This is a genomic window from Desulfuromonas carbonis, assembly GCF_054658035.1.
The window spans coordinates 239106-253475 of the sequence record NZ_BAAHXR010000002.1 but is presented as its reverse complement, the minus strand read 5'-3'; the positions used below and the strand labels follow the sequence as shown (position 1 = coordinate 253475).

The following is a 14370-nucleotide window of genomic DNA, read 5'->3' as shown; positions in this document are numbered from 1 at the left end:
TCGGCTAAAGATTCTCGAGCAGGTGGCCGAGTTTTTCCCGCTTGGTCTTCAGGTACTGGAGATTGCTGCCGGTCGGCGGAATTTCGATCGCCACCCGCTCAACGATTTCCAGACCGTACCCTTCAAGGCCGACAATTTTCTTGGGGTTGTTGGTCATCAGCCGAATCTTCCGGATGCCGAGCTCGGCGAGGATCTGCGCCCCGATGCCGTAATCGCGAAGGTCCGCCTTGAAGCCGAGGACCTCGTTCGCTTCAACGGTATCGTGGCCGGTATCCTGCAATGCATAGGCCTTAAGCTTGTTGATCAGCCCGATGCCGCGACCTTCCTGGCGCATATAAAGAATGACACCCTCCCCTTCAGCATCGATCTGTGCCATCGCCGCATGCAGCTGTTCACCGCAATCACAGCGCTGGGAGCCAAACACATCCCCGGTGAGACATTCGGAATGGACGCGCACCAGAATGGGGCGGTCCGGGGCAAGATCGCCCTTGACCAGGGCCAGGTGCTGGGCGTCGTCAACGTCGTTTTCATAGGCGATGGCCCGAAATTCACCGCCGAAGGGGGTCGGCAGAACGGTCTCCGCAGCCCGCCGCACCAGCAGTTCCTTACGCATGCGGTAAGCGACGAGATCGGCGATGGTGACAATTTTCAGACCATGTTTTTCGGAGAACTTGCGCAGTTCCGGCATGCGCGCCATGGTTCCATCGTCGTTCATGATCTCGCAGATCACCCCCGACGGCTTGAGGCCGGCGAGGCGGGCGAGGTCAACCGATCCTTCGGTCTGGCCGGCGCGAACCAGCACGCCGCCTTTCTTGGCCCGCAGGGGAAAGACGTGACCGGGACGCGCCAGATCGGCGGCGGTGGTCTGCTCGCTGATGGCGACGCGAATCGTTTGCGCGCGGTCGGCGGCAGAAATCCCGGTGGTGACCCCGCGGCGGGCTTCGATCGAAACGGTGAAGGCGGTCCCGAATGAGGAGGTGTTGTCCCGAACCATCAACGGAAGATCGAGCAGGTCGGCCCGGTCTTCCGTCAGAGAGAGACATATCAGGCCCCTTCCCTCCCGGGCCATGAAGTTGATCGCCTCGGGGGTGACCAGTTCGGCGGCCATGGCCAGGTCGCCTTCATTTTCACGGTCTTCATCATCGACCAGAATGATCATCTTGCCCTGGCGGATATCCTCCAGGGCGGCTTCGATCTTGGCTATCGGCATGCGGTGTGGCTCCTTCCGTGGCCCGCCACTATCTCATAGAAATCCATACTTGGCAAGGGTCTCCAGGGCAAGCCCGCCCCCTTCACCCGGGGTTTCGCGAGGCCCGAGGAGACGCTCGACATACTTGCCGATGACGTCGACCTCGAGGTTGACCCGGGCCCCGGGTTCGCGATGTTTGAGCGTCGTCATTGCGAGAGTGTGGGGAATGATTGAAACCTCGAAACGATCCCCTTCGACCTGGTTGACGGTCAGGCTGATGCCATCGATGGCCACCGACCCCTTCGGGACAATATAGCGGCTCAGATTCCCACCGCAGCCAATCGTAAAGCGGATGGCGTTACTGTCCGGGACCCGGGCGACAACCTCCCCGGTACCGTCAATATGCCCACTGACCAGGTGACCACCGAGACGATCACCGAGCCGCAGGGCCCGCTCCAGGTTGACCCGGTTTCCGGATGCCAGCCGCCCCAGGGTGGAGCGTTGCAAGGTTTCGGGCGAAACATCGACGGCAAAGGCGCCGCGGTCGATGGCAACGACGGTCAGGCAGATTCCGTTGACGGCAATACTCTCCCCCAGGACCAGTTCATTCCATGGAATCGCGGTGGCGACGGTCAGGCGGGCCCCGGTTCCGGAAGGACGCAATTCCCGTACGGTTCCTAGGTCCTCGATCAACCCGGTAAACATGCCCCTACCTCCCCTTCGATCAGGATATCCTTGCCATAAAAGCTGACCCGGACATCCCGCACCGTTACGGCATCAGCGAGGGCACGGACGCCGGGGCCACTGAACATCCTCCTGCCGTCGTTCCCTCCGAGCAATTTGGGTGCAATGAAAACCATGACCCGATCGACCAGGCCGGCGCCAAGCAGGGACTGGTTGAGGACGCCCCCCCCTTCGACCAGCAGGCTCTGGAGTCCCTGGGCGCCAAGTTTTTGCAGCAGATCGCCCAGATCGACCCGTCCCTCACGACTGTCGCAGAAAAGAATGGTCACGCCCTGCTGCTGCAACCGCTGCAGCTTTTCCTCCGGCGCGGCGGCGGTGGTGGCGACGACGGTACCTTTCGCCAGCGCCGGGCTGATGACGGCGGCCGTCTCCGGAATCTGCAACCGGGAATCGACGATCACCCGCAGCGGGTCGCGCCCGCCTCCGTCCGGCAGCCGGCAGGTCAGGCGGGGGTCATCCTGGAGCACGGTGCCGATTCCGACCATGATCCCATCGACCCGGTTTCGCAGGTGATGCACCATCGCCCGGCTCTCCGGTCCGCTGATCCAGCACGAGTCGCCGGTGACGGTGGCACTGCAACCATCGAGAGTGAGAGCACTCTTGAGAATGACCAGGGGCAGCCCGGTCGTTACATGCTTGGCAAAGGGAGCGATCAGGCGCCGACATTGGTCGGCAAGTATATTGGTTTCGACGACGATACCGGCCTGCCGCAGGTGATTGATCCCCCGCCCGGAGACGAGCGGATTGGGATCGCCGCTGCCGATGAAGACCCGCGCGATGCCGGCAGCCACCACCGCCTCGGCGCAGGGACCGGTACGACCGGTGTGGCTGCAGGGTTCCAGGGTCACATAGAGATCGGCGCCGCGGGCCAGGGGACCGGCGGCCTGAAGGGCGAAAATCTCGGCGTGGGGATCCCCGGCCCGAGGATGGAAGCCCTCGCCGACGATGGCTCCGTCGCGAACGACGACGGCCCCGACCGGTGGATTGGGGCGGGTGCGACCTTCGGCCTGCCGGGCGAGATCGAGGGCCCGCTGCATGAAATCTTCAGCCAGCATTGTCATGGCGAAAATCCAAGTTGTTACAGGAGTCAGACCTTGCCGGCGCCGGCAGGGCTCCGGTTTTCACCCTTGGCAAGGATCTCCTTGAGTTCGGCCATGAATTCATTGATATCCTTGAACTGGCGATAGACCGAGGCAAACCGGACATAGGCGACCTCGTCAATAGCGTGCAGGGCGGCCATCACCGCCTCGCCGACCCGGCTTGCTTCCACTTCCTTTTCGCCACTCTCCTGCAGACTCAGCTCGAGCCGGTCGACAAATTTTTCGATGGTACCGATAGAGACCGGACGTTTCTCGCAGGCCCGCTGCATCCCGGCGATAATCTTGGTCCGGTCGAAGGCTTCCCGACGACCATCCTTCTTGATAACCAGGGGCAAGGTCTCTTCTATCCGTTCGTAGGTGGTGAAGCGCCGCTCACAGTCGACGCATTCCCGCCGTCGGCGAATGTTGTTTCCTTCGCGACCGAGGCGGGAATCAATAACCTTGGTATCGGCGAAACCACAGAAGGGGCATTTCATGGGGCGGATTCTCCCTCGGCAAACGGGGCAGCTTCGATACCCGCCTCTTTCAGCATCTCCAGCGACAGCTTGTCGGGGTAGCCTTCGAGGTAAACAATATTCAGAACTCCGGCATTGATAAGCATCTTCGAACAGATGACACAAGGGGAGTTGGTGCAATACAGGGTGGCGCCGGCGATGTTGACGCCGTGGCGCGCCGCCTGGATGATGGCATTCTGTTCGGCGTGAAGCCCCCGGCAGAGTTCATGCCGTTCCCCCGAGGGGACCCCGAGCTGTTCACGCAGGCAGCCGGTCTGGGCACAATGGGTGATCCCGGTCGGGGTACCGTTATAGCCGGTGGCAAGAATGTGCTTCTCCTTGACCATGACGGCCCCGACCTGGCGACGCAGACAGGTAGAGCGCCGCGCCACGAGGCGGGCGATATCCATAAAATATTCAGGCCAGCTCGGTCGGTCCATAGGGGCGCCCTGGTTATTTGAGACGATGGGCATAGAGCGGGAATTGACTGCAGAGAGCACGGACCTCGCCCCGAATCCGCTTCAGTTCCGATTCGTTCTCCACGTTGGCCAGGGCCTGGGCGATCCAGTCGGCCACCTGCCCCATTTCGGCCTCCTTGAGCCCGCGGGTGGTGGTCGCCGGCGTTCCGATGCGAAAGCCGCTGGTGACGAAAGGAGAGCGGGTATCGAAGGGGACCGCGTTCTTGTTGACGGTAATTCCCGCCTTTTCGAGGGTCGCCTCGGCCACCTTGCCGGTGAGCTCGGTTCCGGAGAGGTCGACCAGCATCAGGTGATTATCGGTCCCCCCGGAGACCAGGTTGAAACCACGCTCGAGCAGGCCGGCCGCCAACGCTTTGGCGTTCTTGACCACCTGTGCCGCATAGGTCCTGAATTCCGGTTGCAACGCCTCGCGAAAGGCCACCGCCTTGGCGGCGATAACGTGCATCAGCGGTCCACCCTGGATCCCGGGGAAGATATTGCTGTTGAGTTTCTTGGCGTATTCTTCGCGGCAGAGTATCATCCCACCACGGGGGCCGCGCAGGGTCTTGTGGGTGGTGGTGGTGACGAACTCGGCGTAGGGAACCGGGTTGGGGTGCTCGCCGGCGGCGACCAGGCCGGCAATATGCGCCATATCAACCATCACCACGGCCCCCACTTCGTCGGCGACGCGGCGGAAGGCTGCAAAATCGAGGGTGCGCGGGTAGGCGCTGGCGCCAACGACGATCAGCTTCGGCTGGTGTTCCCGGGCCAACTTTTCGACCTCGTCGTAATCGATGGTTCCGGTGTCGCGACTGACCCCGTAAGGGACGATATTGAAGAGCTTGCCGGAGAAATTGACCGGTGAACCGTGGGTCAAATGGCCGCCGTGGGCGAGATTCATGCCGAGAACGGTATCCCCCGGCTGGCAGACGGAGAAATAGACCGCCATATTCGCCTGGGAACCGGAGTGGGGCTGAACATTGGCATGTTCGGCGCCGAACAGCTGCCGGGCCCGGTCAATGGCGAGGTCCTCGGCGATATCGACAAATTCGCAACCGCCGTAATAGCGCTTGCCCGGATAGCCTTCCGCGTACTTGTTGGTAAGAACCGAGCCCTGCGCTTCGAGAACCTGCTCGCTGACAAAGTTCTCCGAAGCGATGAACTCCAGGCTGTATTCCTGACGCTCCGTCTCGCGGCGGATAGCACCGGCAATCTCGGGATCGAATTGGGCAAGAGTAAGAGACATGGGGAATCCTCCACGGGAAGACTGCACCGCGCCAGAGCGCGAAGTGCCGGAAAGTGAATGGGCAGGCCGCGAGCCTGCCCATCTGGTTGAATCGGTCCGGGCTAAAACCGCCCGCTGCGAAACTCGTCCTCAATCTGTGAAATCTTATCCAGACGCCGCTGGTGCCGACCTCCCTCGAAAGGGGTCTCGAGCCAGATCCGCAACATGGCCAGGGCCTGGTCGATCTGCAGGACCCGCCCTCCCATGACCAGGACATTGGCATTATTGTGTTCCTTCGCCATCCGCGCGGTGAACTCGTCACTGACCAGGGCCGCCCGCACCCCGGGAAACTTGTTGGCGACAATCGACATCCCGATGCCGGTTCCGCAGATCAGGATCCCCTGGTCCGATTCACCGCGGGCGATGGCCCGCGCGACCTTTTCGGCATAGTCGGGATAATCGACCGATTCACCTTTCATGGCACCGAGGTCACTCACCTCGATGCCGCGCGCAACCAGCTCCTGCCGGATGGCGTCTTTCAATTCGAGACCACCATGATCGCTGGCAAGAAGAATCATCACGTCCTCAAACCTTCCGGAACAGGAGGGTGGCATTGGTACCACCGAACCCGAAGGAGTTGGAAAGGGCCACCTTAACCTGCGCCTGACGGGCGGAATTGGGGACGTAATCGAGATCGCATTCAGGATCGGGCTCCTGATAGTTGATGGTCGGCGGTACCGCGCCGCGCTCCATCCCGAGCAGGGTGAAGACCGCCTCGAGACCACCGGCGGCGCCGAGGGCGTGGCCGGTCATGCTCTTGGTCGAACTGACCATCAATTTTCCGGCGTGGTCACCGAAGACGCTCTTGATCGCCATCGTCTCGTAGAGATCGTTGAAGTGGGTCGAGGTCCCGTGGGCGTTGATGTAGTCGACCTCTTCCGGGTTGACGCCGGCCGTCTTCAGGGCCATCTTGATGCAGCGTGCGGCCCCTTCACCGCCCGGAGCCGGCGCGGTCAGGTGGTAGGCGTCGCCGGTCAGACCATAGCCACAGACCTCGGCATAGATCTTTGCCCCGCGCGCCTTGGCCGCTTCGAATTCTTCGAGGATGACGATTCCGGCCCCTTCCGCCATGATAAAACCATCCCGTCCCTTCTCGAAGGGGCGACTGGCGCCCGTCGGATCATCGTTGCGGGTGGACAGGGCTTTCATGACATTGAAGCCGGCAATGCCAAGGGGCGTAATCGTCGATTCGGTCCCCCCGGCGATCATGGCATCGGCGTCACCGCGCTGGATCATCCGGAAGGCATCCCCAATGGAATGGGTGCCGGTGGCACAGGCGGAAACCGAGGAGACATTCGGACCCTTGGCGCCGTAACGGATGGAGATATGCCCGGGTGCCAGGTTGATGATCAGCATCGGGATAAAGAAAGGCGAAATCTTCTTGTAGCCATTTTCGAGCATCGCCTCATGGTAACGCTCGATGGCGGGCAGGCCTCCCAACCCGGCGCCGACCAGTACTCCGACCCGCTCGGCATTCTCGTCGGTAATCTGCAAACCCGAATCCTGCATCGCAAGCTCGGCCGCGCCGAGGGCATACTGGATAAAGAGATCCATCTTCTTGATCTCTTTTTTGTCGATGAAGTCTTCCGCGTTGAAATCCTTGACTTCCCCGGCAATCTGGGTCGGCAGATCAGAAGCATCAAAACGGCTGATGCGGTCGATGCCCGACTGGCCGTTCATCAGAGCGGACCAGTTCTTTTCATTCCCGGTGCCAAGGGCGGAGATAACTCCTACCCCGGTAACAACGACTCTACGCATGGTTCTCTCGTTCCTCCGTGAAGGCCGGTATCGATGCAGGCTGAACTAGCGTCTGCAAGCTGCCTGAAACAGCAGGGATCAAGTCCGAAGGTTTCTGCACCCCAGCGGGAGCATACCGGGAGAAGAGAGCCACGGCCCCCTTCCCCCGGGCTAACCACTCAGGAGTGCTCGCCGATGTAGTCAACGGCATCCTGGACGGTCTGGATCTTTTCGGCATCTTCATCGGAAATCTCGATGTCGAACTCTTCTTCCAGAGCCATCACCAGTTCTACTGTGTCCAGAGAATCGGCACCGAGATCGTCCATAAAAGACGCTTCGTTGGTGACCTGCTCCTCGTCGACGCCGAGCTGCTCGGCAACAATCTGCTTGACCCTTTCCTCAATCGAAGCCATTTGCTTCACCTCCTTGTTTGAATGTTCGAGCCGATCAGCGATCGGTCTGAATCCGGGTTAAAGGTTGGCTACATGTACATGCCGCCGTTCACACCCAGCACCTGTCCGGAAATGTAGCCGGCCTGGTCACTGGCAAGAAAGGCGACGCTGAAGGCGATATCCTCGGGGGTCCCAAAACGCCCGAGAGGAATCTGGCTGACCAGTTCCTCACGAGCCTTCTCGGGCAGGGAGTCGGTCATGTCGGTGACGATAAAACCGGGCGTAATGGCGTTGACCGTCACGTTGCGGCGAGCGAGTTCACGGGCCACGGATTTGGTCAGGCCGAGCAGTCCGGCCTTGCTGGCGCAATAGTTCGCCTGCCCGGGATTCCCCATTTCGCCGACGACCGAAGAGATATTGATAATCCGCCCGAATTTCTGCTTGCTCATCACCTTGGCAGCCGCCCGCGTGCAGAGAAAAGCACCCTTGAGGTTGGTGTCGAGAACGGCATCCCAATCCTCTTCCTTCATCCGCAGCAGCAAGCCATCCCGGGTGATCCCGGCATTGTTGACCAGAATATCGACGCGGCCGAAGTGCTCCATCGCCGCTGCGATCAATTGCTCCGCATCGGCGGCTACGGCAACGTCGGCGGCAACAGCCAGGGCCGAACCACCGGCGGCAACGATTTCTGCGATCAGGGAATCAAGGGCATCAACGTTGCGGGCCGAGGCGACAATCCGGGCACCGCGACCGGCGAGGTCGAGAGCAATGTGCCGTCCGATTCCCCGGGAAGCTCCGGTGACAACGGCAACCTTATCAGTCAACAGCATCGTAGCCGATTCCTTTCCGATCCTCAGAATACCTTGAGACTGGAGCAATCTTCAACATTCTGCGTCGTTACCCCCTTGGCAATGCGCTTGACCAGGCCGGAAAGAACCTTGCCGGGGCCGATCTCGACGAAGCGGTCCACGCCGAGTTCGACCATGGCCTGCACCGATTCGTCCCAGCGGACCGGCGCACTGACCTGGGAGACCAGCAAATCCCGGACCCGGCTCGCATCCCGGTTGGGGAGCGCTTCGACATTGCTCACCACGGGGAGCTGAAGCTCCGCAACGGTAATCCCCGCCAGCACCTCGCGCAAACGGAGACCGGCCGGTTCCATCAGAGCGCAGTGGAAAGGAGCAGAAACCGGCAGCGGCAGCGCCCGCTTGGCACCCCGTGCCTTGGCAAGCTCCATGGCGCGCTCGACAGCACCGGCGTGACCGGCTATGACCACCTGCCCGGGGCTATTGAAATTGGCCGGGGAAACGATCTCGCCCTGCGCCGCCTCATTACAGACCGCGTCGAGATCAGCCCCCTCCAGACCGAGGATCGCGGCCATGGAGCCGACCCCCACCGGGACCGCCTCCTGCATAAAACTGCCGCGCAACCGAACGGTCCTTAGTGCATCCCCGAAATCGAGGGCCCCGGCACAAACCAAGGCCGAATATTCCCCCAGAGAATGCCCGGCGGCGAAATCGGCGACCAGCCCGGTCTCCTGCTGCAAAACCCGCAGGGCGGCAATACTCGTGGCGAGAATAGCCGGTTGGGTATTGGTCGTCAACTTGAGGTCTTCTTCCGGCCCCTCGTAGCAAAGCCTGGACAAGGCAAAGCCGAGGGCTTCATCGGCTTCGGCAAAGGCCTCCCGTGCTGCCGCAAAATTGGCCGCGAGCTCTTTGCCCATGCCAGCGTACTGAGATCCCTGTCCGGGAAAGACAAACGCAATCATAGATATGACAACTCTCCTGAAGAATAGACGGGACGCCTACCAGCGCACCAGGGCGGAAGCCCAGGTCAAGCCCCCCCCGAAGGCATCCAGCAGGACAAGATCCCCGGCGGCAATCCTTCCGGCGCGGTTCGCTTCATCCAGGGCAATCGGAATCGAGGCGCCGGAGGTATTGCCGAAGCGCTCGACATTAATAAAGACCTGGTCATCGCGCAAACCGAGACGCTTGGCGGTGGCATCGAGAATCCGCTGGTTGGCCTGGTGCGGGACGAAAAGATTGACGTCAGCGGCGGTGTATCCGTTTGCCGTCAGGGCCTCCATCGCAACCTCGTGGAGGGAGCGAACAGCGATCTTGAAAACCTCGTTTCCCTGCATCTTCAAAAAGGGGAGACGGGCGGCAATCCCTTCCACGGAGGGGGGATTGGCAGAACCGAACCCGGGCTGATAGAGGAGCTCCCAATAACTGCCATCGGCATGCAGGTGGGTCGAGAGGACTCCAGACTCGCCTTCCTGCGCTTCGATTACGACCGCGCCGGCACCGTCACCGAAGAGCACACAGGTATTGCGATCTTCCCAATCGACCAGCCGGGTCAGGATTTCCGCACCGATGACAAGTGCCCGCCGCACCCGGCCGCTTTCAACCTGGGCCACCGCATTGGAGAGCGCATAGAGAAAACCGCAGCAGGCGGCGGAGACGTCAAAGGTAGCCTGCCCGCGAGTCCCAAGCTTATGCTGGACCAGACAGGCGGTTGCCGGCCAGGGGTAATCACCACTGATGGTACCGACCACGATCAGGTCAAGATCATCCGGTTGCAGCCCCGCCATATCCAGGGCCCGCCTGGCGGCATGGGTTGCAATGTCGGATGTCGTTTCCCCTTCGGCGGCGATATGGCGCTCGCGAATCCCGGTGCGGGTCACGATCCATTCGTCGGTGGTGTCGAGGAATTTTTCGAGATCGGAGTTGGTCAGTATCTTTTCGGGCACATAGGACCCGGTGCCGATGATACGCGCTTTGATCAATACTCAGCTCCTTCCCCAGAGGCACCGCCGACTTCGCCCTGTTGCAACTGGGTCGCGAGACGACCGTGCACATTCTGCAGGACGGCTTCCCGTGCCATATGAATGGCGTTCTTGATCGCCAGAACACTCGAGCCGCCGTGGCAGATCATCCCGGTCCCCTCGATGCCAAGCAGGGGAGCGCCGCCGTATTCCGCATAATCCACCCGCTTGCGAAAAGCACGCAAAGCCGGACGAGCCATCAGAAATCCGAGCTTGGCGAAAAAACGACCGCCAATTTCCCGTTTCAGCATGGTGAAGATGGCCTCGGCCAGCCCCTCGGAAACCTTGAGAACGACATTGCCGACAAAGCCGTCACAGACGACAACGTCAACCTTGCCGTTATAAATGTCGCGGCCCTCGATATAACCGAGATAATTAAAGGGCGCCGTGCTCAGCAGGCGGTGGGCGTCGCGGGTCAGCTCATTCCCCTTGGTCGCTTCCTCCCCGTTGGAGAGAAGGCCGACCCGGGGACGCTCCTTGCCCAGCACCTGGCGGGCGTAGACCTCCCCCATCAGGGCGAATTGGGCCAGATGCAACGGTTTGCAGTCGACATTCCCTCCGACATCGAGGACCAGGGTCTGGCTGTCCAGGTTGGGAACGATCGTCGCGATTGCCGGCCGGTCAATCCCTTTCACCCGCTTCAGGACAAACATGCCGGCTGCCATCGTCGCCCCGGAGTTCCCGGCGCTGACCACTGCCGAAGCCGATTTCTGCAGCACCAGGTTGAAGGCTACGCGGATCGACGAATCCTTCTTCTTGCGCACGGCATCGGAGGCCGAATCGTGCATCCCGACCACTTCGCTGGCATGGTGGATGGTGATGTCGAGATTCCGGATGTCGAATTTTTCGAGTTCGGCGGCAACCCGGGCCCTGTCGCCGACCAGAACAATCGGGATATTCCACTCCCGCGCGGCGGCAACGGCCCCTTCGACCTCCACGGCAGGTGCGTTGTCCCCTCCCATGGCGTCCACCGCAACGATGATGCGCTCTTTCAAGTCAGTCCCCTGCTGTTATTCTTCGCTGGAGATGACTTCTTTACCTTTATAGGTCCCGCAACTCGGGCAAACGCGGTGGGGCTGTTTCGGTTCTTTGCACTGGGGGCAGAGCGAAATACCAGGAGCGTTTACGGCGTCATGGGCACGCCGCATGTCGCGTTTTGATTTGGAAGTCTTTTTCTTAGGTACCGCCATGATTCTATTCTCCTTGTGCCGGTCAATGCCGGGTTTTGATCTATTCAGGGGCCGAAACCGGCGCGTGCCGGGCCAGACACTCTTTCCAGCTCTAGCTACGCCCTGAGCCGTTATCCTCACTATTGATCTTAAACTCGCGCAGGCTGCCGAACTTGCTGTTGAAAATCGGCGCCTCGCAACCACACTGCTCACGATTCAGGTCGGCGCCGCACTGGGGACAGAGCCCCAGGCATTCAGGCCGGCAGAGCGGCCGCAGAGGCAGAGCCATGATGACCTGCTCCTGAATCGCCTCGCGCAAATCGATCTCATCGCCGGTAAATGGAATAAGTCCCATCTCCTCGGCTGAGAGCTCCAGCTCCGCGCCATCCTCTTCGTCCACGATCTCCGGCAGTTCCCGGCTGAAGGTGACGCAAAACCTGGCATCCAGAGGGAGCGAGACATCTTCCAGACAGCGCCCACAGGGGATCCGGGCTGCGGTCTGAACCGCTCCCTCGATCTCGACCAGACCGGCGACCCGCTGTACCCGACCGCTGACAACGATCGGACCGTCAAAACTGACTTCGCCCTGCAACTGCAGCTCCTCAAGAGCGGGAAAGGACTCCGGAGGCTCACTGAAGTCCAGGAGAAGCCCCTGGTCCTTGATATCGTCAACGCGAAGCTGCAACACCTGTGCGCCTTTCTCGCCCCGCAAAGAGCGGCCAGTATAAAGACTGCCCCCTGCTTGTCAAGGGAAATTCCTCCCCTCCAGCCCCATCGGAGGCTTCTGTATTAGCCTAATACCGGGGAATTTGCAAGGACAATTTTCCCCTGCCGCAGGCCGGCTCTTGCTTGCAATCAGGATGCATATAAGGTAGAAAATTTCTTCCCCACGGTCAGGAGATATCAGTCATGGAAAACCGGGCAATCGGCCGCGCGCTTTGTCGGCTCCACCGCATCATGGAAATCCTTCGCAGCCCCGGGGGGTGCCCCTGGGATGCCATGCAGACGACAGCTTCACTGAAACCTTACCTGCTGGAAGAGGTCTACGAACTCCTGGAAGCGCTGGATGGGGGAGATCCGCTCCAGATCAAGGACGAACTGGGTGATCTCCTGTTGCAGATCGTCTTTCATGCCCAGATCTTTGCCGAAGAGGAAATCTTTGACCTCGCCGCTGTCGCCAATGGTATCAGTGACAAACTCGAACGCCGCCACCCTCATGTCTTTGCGGACAGCCCCCTTACGACGATTGACGAACTCAACCAGCAGTGGGACCAGATCAAGCGCAAGGAAAAGCCGAACCACAGCACGGAAAGAAATCTTCTCGACGGGATCCCCAAGGATCTTCCCGCTCTCGCCCGCGCCGCCAAATTCCTTGAACGCGCCAGTCGAAAATCGGTTTTGGCACCGGAGGCGCCCCAGGACGTGCTAACCCTTGAGAACCGGTATCGGCCGCTGGTGGACGCCGCCGCCAATGCCAACGATGCATCACGCCTCGAAGCAGCCTTCGGAGAATTCATTTTAGCTACAGTTGCCTGGGGCCGGACCGCGGGGCTGGATGCCGAGCAGGCATTGCGGCAGGCCCTCAACCGGCACGCCGGAAAGCCTGCTCAAAACCTCGCTTCACACCCCTAAAATGGCTCCGGCAAAGGTTCCCTAACTGGACTTCAAGAGTCCTCCCCCCCCCTTCCGTCCCTTTACCCGGAATGGTCAAAATTTCCTGAGGCTGGAAAAACCCAGGCGCTTCAACCCCCTGCTCCCCTTGTCCACAAATACTGTGGAAAACCTGTTCAAAACCTTGTTGATTACCTCCCCTGTTCCTGCGAACTCAGGCCACTTGTCTCCTTGCCTAGATTTTGGGCACTTTTTTTCTAGTTATTTTTCGGCTACTTACAATTCACATACCGAGTTTCACAAATCCCGGGAGTTATCCCCCGGGAATATTCCCGGATTTGGCAATACGCAGAAAAATACCCGGATATTCTTCCGGGAGACTCCAGAAACGAGGTCGGTCAGAGAGTTTGCTGGATCAGGGGGAGAGGACGAGCAGGGGATAAAGGTCGTCGCCGGACCGCGCTGCGACGGAAACCGTCGACCAGGGTCGGTCACCTGCGTGGGAAGATACCACCCGCTCGGTCAGGGAGGGGGAGACCTCCAGGGGATGGTGCGGGTTCGACCGGTCACTGACGACGGCCTGGGATATAAAAACAATCCCCAAAACCATCGGCAATGCGATATTGGCCAGAAAATGCATGGCCAGCCCACGGGAACGGCCCCAGGCGCGTTTCATGGCGGTCAGGCGAAAGAATTCCTCGTCGCGAAGATATCGCACCAGGGAGACAACAACAACATGGAGGGAAAAGAGTCCCAGCACCAGGTAACTTTTCATCGGCGCCTCCCGAATGCGTTCTGTCTTGCTTTACTTTACCCCATCCTGCGAAAAAGAACAGTAGCGCCGGATACCAGCCCTCCATGCATTTTCCAGCGGGCAAGATATGCCTCAATTCTCGGTCAGGAAGTGCTTCTCGTAGAGGTCCTCCAGTTGCTGCAGGTGCCGGCTTTCATCGTTGGCAATCCGGGTGAAGAGATCTCCCATCGGCGCCCCGCTGCACCCCCTGGCCATTCGCCGGTAAAAATCGAGGGAACTCTTTTCGAGATGAATGGCATAGGCGAGGGCCTGGCGGCCATCCGCATCGGCATTCAGGCTCTTTTTTTCGAGAACGTAGTCAAGGTTCATGGTCGGCACCGGCGCCGCGAGAGCATCTCCGGCCAGTTGCCCTTCGATCAGGGCCTTTTCGAGCTGGAACTTGTGCTCCAGTTCATCGAGGGCGGCATCCCTGAGTATTTCCTGAGCCGCCTTGTCGCGCACGATCCGCAACGCCTCAAAGTAGTGGCGGAAGCCTTCCTGCTCCATCTTGACCGCCATTTCAAGGGCCGCTTCAAAGGTGTAACAAACCTGAGCCGACTGAGTCATGCAACCT

18 protein-coding genes are annotated in these 14370 nt (G+C 60.3%); 1 reads left to right on the top strand and 17 read right to left on the bottom strand.

Annotated elements, in window-relative coordinates; translation table 11 throughout:
• Positions 1-4 precede the first annotated feature (4 nt).
• The 15 genes from ACYQ8E_RS03425 to ACYQ8E_RS03355 form a co-directional block, all read right to left on the bottom strand.
• Complete coding sequence (locus ACYQ8E_RS03425) at positions 5-1210, bottom strand: bifunctional 3,4-dihydroxy-2-butanone-4-phosphate synthase/GTP cyclohydrolase II (protein WP_066727023.1); 1206 nt, start codon at positions 1208-1210, stop codon at positions 5-7.
• Positions 1211-1243: 33 nt separating this feature from the next.
• Positions 1244-1894, bottom strand: coding sequence for a riboflavin synthase (locus tag ACYQ8E_RS03420; RefSeq protein WP_066727021.1), 651 nt, complete (start codon positions 1892-1894; stop codon positions 1244-1246).
• Positions 1879-2994 (bottom strand): bifunctional diaminohydroxyphosphoribosylaminopyrimidine deaminase/5-amino-6-(5-phosphoribosylamino)uracil reductase RibD, encoded by a 1116-nt coding sequence (ribD, locus tag ACYQ8E_RS03415; protein ID WP_066727019.1) that lies wholly within the window; start codon positions 2992-2994, stop codon positions 1879-1881. The genes ACYQ8E_RS03420 and ribD overlap by 16 nt, the downstream gene beginning before the upstream one ends.
• Positions 2995-3020: 26 nt before the next feature.
• A complete protein-coding gene (nrdR, locus tag ACYQ8E_RS03410; protein WP_066727017.1) occupies positions 3021-3509 on the bottom strand; it encodes a transcriptional regulator NrdR in 489 nt (162 codons plus the stop codon).
• Entirely contained in the window at positions 3506-3967 is a 462-nt protein-coding gene (locus tag ACYQ8E_RS03405) for a deoxycytidylate deaminase (RefSeq protein WP_066727015.1), read from the bottom strand. Before ACYQ8E_RS03405 ends, nrdR begins: the two co-directional genes overlap by 4 nt.
• Positions 3968-3980: 13 nt before the next feature.
• On the bottom strand, positions 3981-5231 hold the full coding sequence (locus ACYQ8E_RS03400; protein WP_066727013.1) for a serine hydroxymethyltransferase: 1251 nt from the start codon (positions 5229-5231) through the stop codon (positions 3981-3983).
• A gap of 101 nt (positions 5232-5332) precedes the next feature.
• Entirely contained in the window at positions 5333-5788 is a 456-nt protein-coding gene (rpiB, locus tag ACYQ8E_RS03395) for a ribose 5-phosphate isomerase B (RefSeq protein WP_066727011.1), read from the bottom strand.
• A 7-nt stretch (positions 5789-5795) separates the two neighbouring features.
• Complete coding sequence (gene fabF / locus ACYQ8E_RS03390) at positions 5796-7028, bottom strand: beta-ketoacyl-ACP synthase II (RefSeq protein ID WP_459860106.1); 1233 nt, start codon at positions 7026-7028, stop codon at positions 5796-5798.
• Positions 7029-7186: 158 nt separating this feature from the next.
• A complete protein-coding gene (gene acpP / locus ACYQ8E_RS03385) occupies positions 7187-7420 on the bottom strand; it encodes an acyl carrier protein (protein ID WP_066727007.1) in 234 nt (77 codons plus the stop codon).
• Positions 7421-7488: 68 nt separating this feature from the next.
• A complete protein-coding gene (fabG, locus tag ACYQ8E_RS03380) occupies positions 7489-8229 on the bottom strand; it encodes a 3-oxoacyl-[acyl-carrier-protein] reductase (protein ID WP_066727006.1) in 741 nt (246 codons plus the stop codon).
• 23 nt (positions 8230-8252) lie between these two features.
• Positions 8253-9173: an ACP S-malonyltransferase gene (gene fabD / locus ACYQ8E_RS03375; RefSeq protein WP_066727005.1), complete on the bottom strand. Its 921-nt coding sequence runs from the start codon at positions 9171-9173 to the stop codon at positions 8253-8255.
• Between the two features lie 30 nt (positions 9174-9203).
• Positions 9204-10184 (bottom strand): beta-ketoacyl-ACP synthase III, encoded by a 981-nt coding sequence (locus ACYQ8E_RS03370; protein ID WP_066727001.1) that lies wholly within the window; start codon positions 10182-10184, stop codon positions 9204-9206.
• Entirely contained in the window at positions 10181-11206 is a 1026-nt protein-coding gene (gene plsX / locus ACYQ8E_RS03365) for a phosphate acyltransferase PlsX (RefSeq protein ID WP_066729757.1), read from the bottom strand. The genes ACYQ8E_RS03370 and plsX overlap by 4 nt, the downstream gene beginning before the upstream one ends.
• Positions 11207-11233: 27 nt before the next feature.
• Positions 11234-11413 carry a 50S ribosomal protein L32 gene (rpmF, locus tag ACYQ8E_RS03360; protein WP_082820271.1) on the bottom strand — a complete coding sequence of 60 codons (180 nt, stop codon included), beginning with the start codon at positions 11411-11413 and terminating at the stop codon, positions 11234-11236.
• A 91-nt stretch (positions 11414-11504) separates the two neighbouring features.
• Positions 11505-12080, bottom strand: a complete 576-nt coding sequence (locus ACYQ8E_RS03355) for a YceD family protein (RefSeq protein WP_197463765.1) — start codon at positions 12078-12080, stop codon at positions 11505-11507.
• Between the two features lie 221 nt (positions 12081-12301).
• Here ACYQ8E_RS03355 and ACYQ8E_RS03350 point away from each other — a divergent pair, with 221 nt between their 5' ends.
• Positions 12302-13024, top strand: a complete 723-nt coding sequence (locus tag ACYQ8E_RS03350; RefSeq protein WP_066726997.1) for a MazG family protein — start codon at positions 12302-12304, stop codon at positions 13022-13024.
• A gap of 394 nt (positions 13025-13418) precedes the next feature.
• Here the strand turns inward: ACYQ8E_RS03350 and ACYQ8E_RS03345 are convergent, their stop codons facing one another.
• Both ACYQ8E_RS03345 and ACYQ8E_RS03340 read right to left on the bottom strand, forming a co-directional pair.
• Entirely contained in the window at positions 13419-13778 is a 360-nt protein-coding gene (locus tag ACYQ8E_RS03345) for a hypothetical protein (protein ID WP_066726995.1), read from the bottom strand.
• A gap of 111 nt (positions 13779-13889) precedes the next feature.
• Positions 13890-14363 (bottom strand): ferritin family protein, encoded by a 474-nt coding sequence (locus ACYQ8E_RS03340; protein WP_066726993.1) that lies wholly within the window; start codon positions 14361-14363, stop codon positions 13890-13892.
• Positions 14364-14370: the final 7 nt, after the last annotated feature.

Bases quoted from the DNA above. Each gene is read 5' to 3' on its own strand.
- ACYQ8E_RS03425 (WP_066727023.1), bottom strand. From the start codon at position 1,210: ATGCCGATAGCCAAGATCGAAGCCGCCCTGGAGGATATCCGCCAGGGC.
- ACYQ8E_RS03420 (WP_066727021.1), bottom strand. From the start codon at position 1,894: ATGTTTACCGGGTTGATCGAGGACCTAGGAACCGTACGGGAATTGCGT.
- ribD (WP_066727019.1), bottom strand. From the start codon at position 2,994: ATGACAATGCTGGCTGAAGATTTCATGCAGCGGGCCCTCGATCTCGCC.
- nrdR (WP_066727017.1), bottom strand. From the start codon at position 3,509: ATGAAATGCCCCTTCTGTGGTTTCGCCGATACCAAGGTTATTGATTCC.
- ACYQ8E_RS03405 (WP_066727015.1), bottom strand. From the start codon at position 3,967: ATGGACCGACCGAGCTGGCCTGAATATTTTATGGATATCGCCCGCCTC.
- ACYQ8E_RS03400 (WP_066727013.1), bottom strand. From the start codon at position 5,231: ATGTCTCTTACTCTTGCCCAATTCGATCCCGAGATTGCCGGTGCTATC.
- rpiB (WP_066727011.1), bottom strand. From the start codon at position 5,788: ATGATTCTTCTTGCCAGCGATCATGGTGGTCTCGAATTGAAAGACGCC.
- fabF (WP_459860106.1), bottom strand. From the start codon at position 7,028: ATGCGTAGAGTCGTTGTTACCGGGGTAGGAGTTATCTCCGCCCTTGGC.
- acpP (WP_066727007.1), bottom strand. From the start codon at position 7,420: ATGGCTTCGATTGAGGAAAGGGTCAAGCAGATTGTTGCCGAGCAGCTC.
- fabG (WP_066727006.1), bottom strand. From the start codon at position 8,229: ATGCTGTTGACTGATAAGGTTGCCGTTGTCACCGGAGCTTCCCGGGGA.
- rpmF (WP_082820271.1), bottom strand. From the start codon at position 11,413: ATGGCGGTACCTAAGAAAAAGACTTCCAAATCAAAACGCGACATGCGG.
- ACYQ8E_RS03350 (WP_066726997.1), top strand. From the start codon at position 12,302: ATGGAAAACCGGGCAATCGGCCGCGCGCTTTGTCGGCTCCACCGCATC.
- ACYQ8E_RS03345 (WP_066726995.1), bottom strand. From the start codon at position 13,778: ATGAAAAGTTACCTGGTGCTGGGACTCTTTTCCCTCCATGTTGTTGTT.
- ACYQ8E_RS03340 (WP_066726993.1), bottom strand. From the start codon at position 14,363: ATGACTCAGTCGGCTCAGGTTTGTTACACCTTTGAAGCGGCCCTTGAA.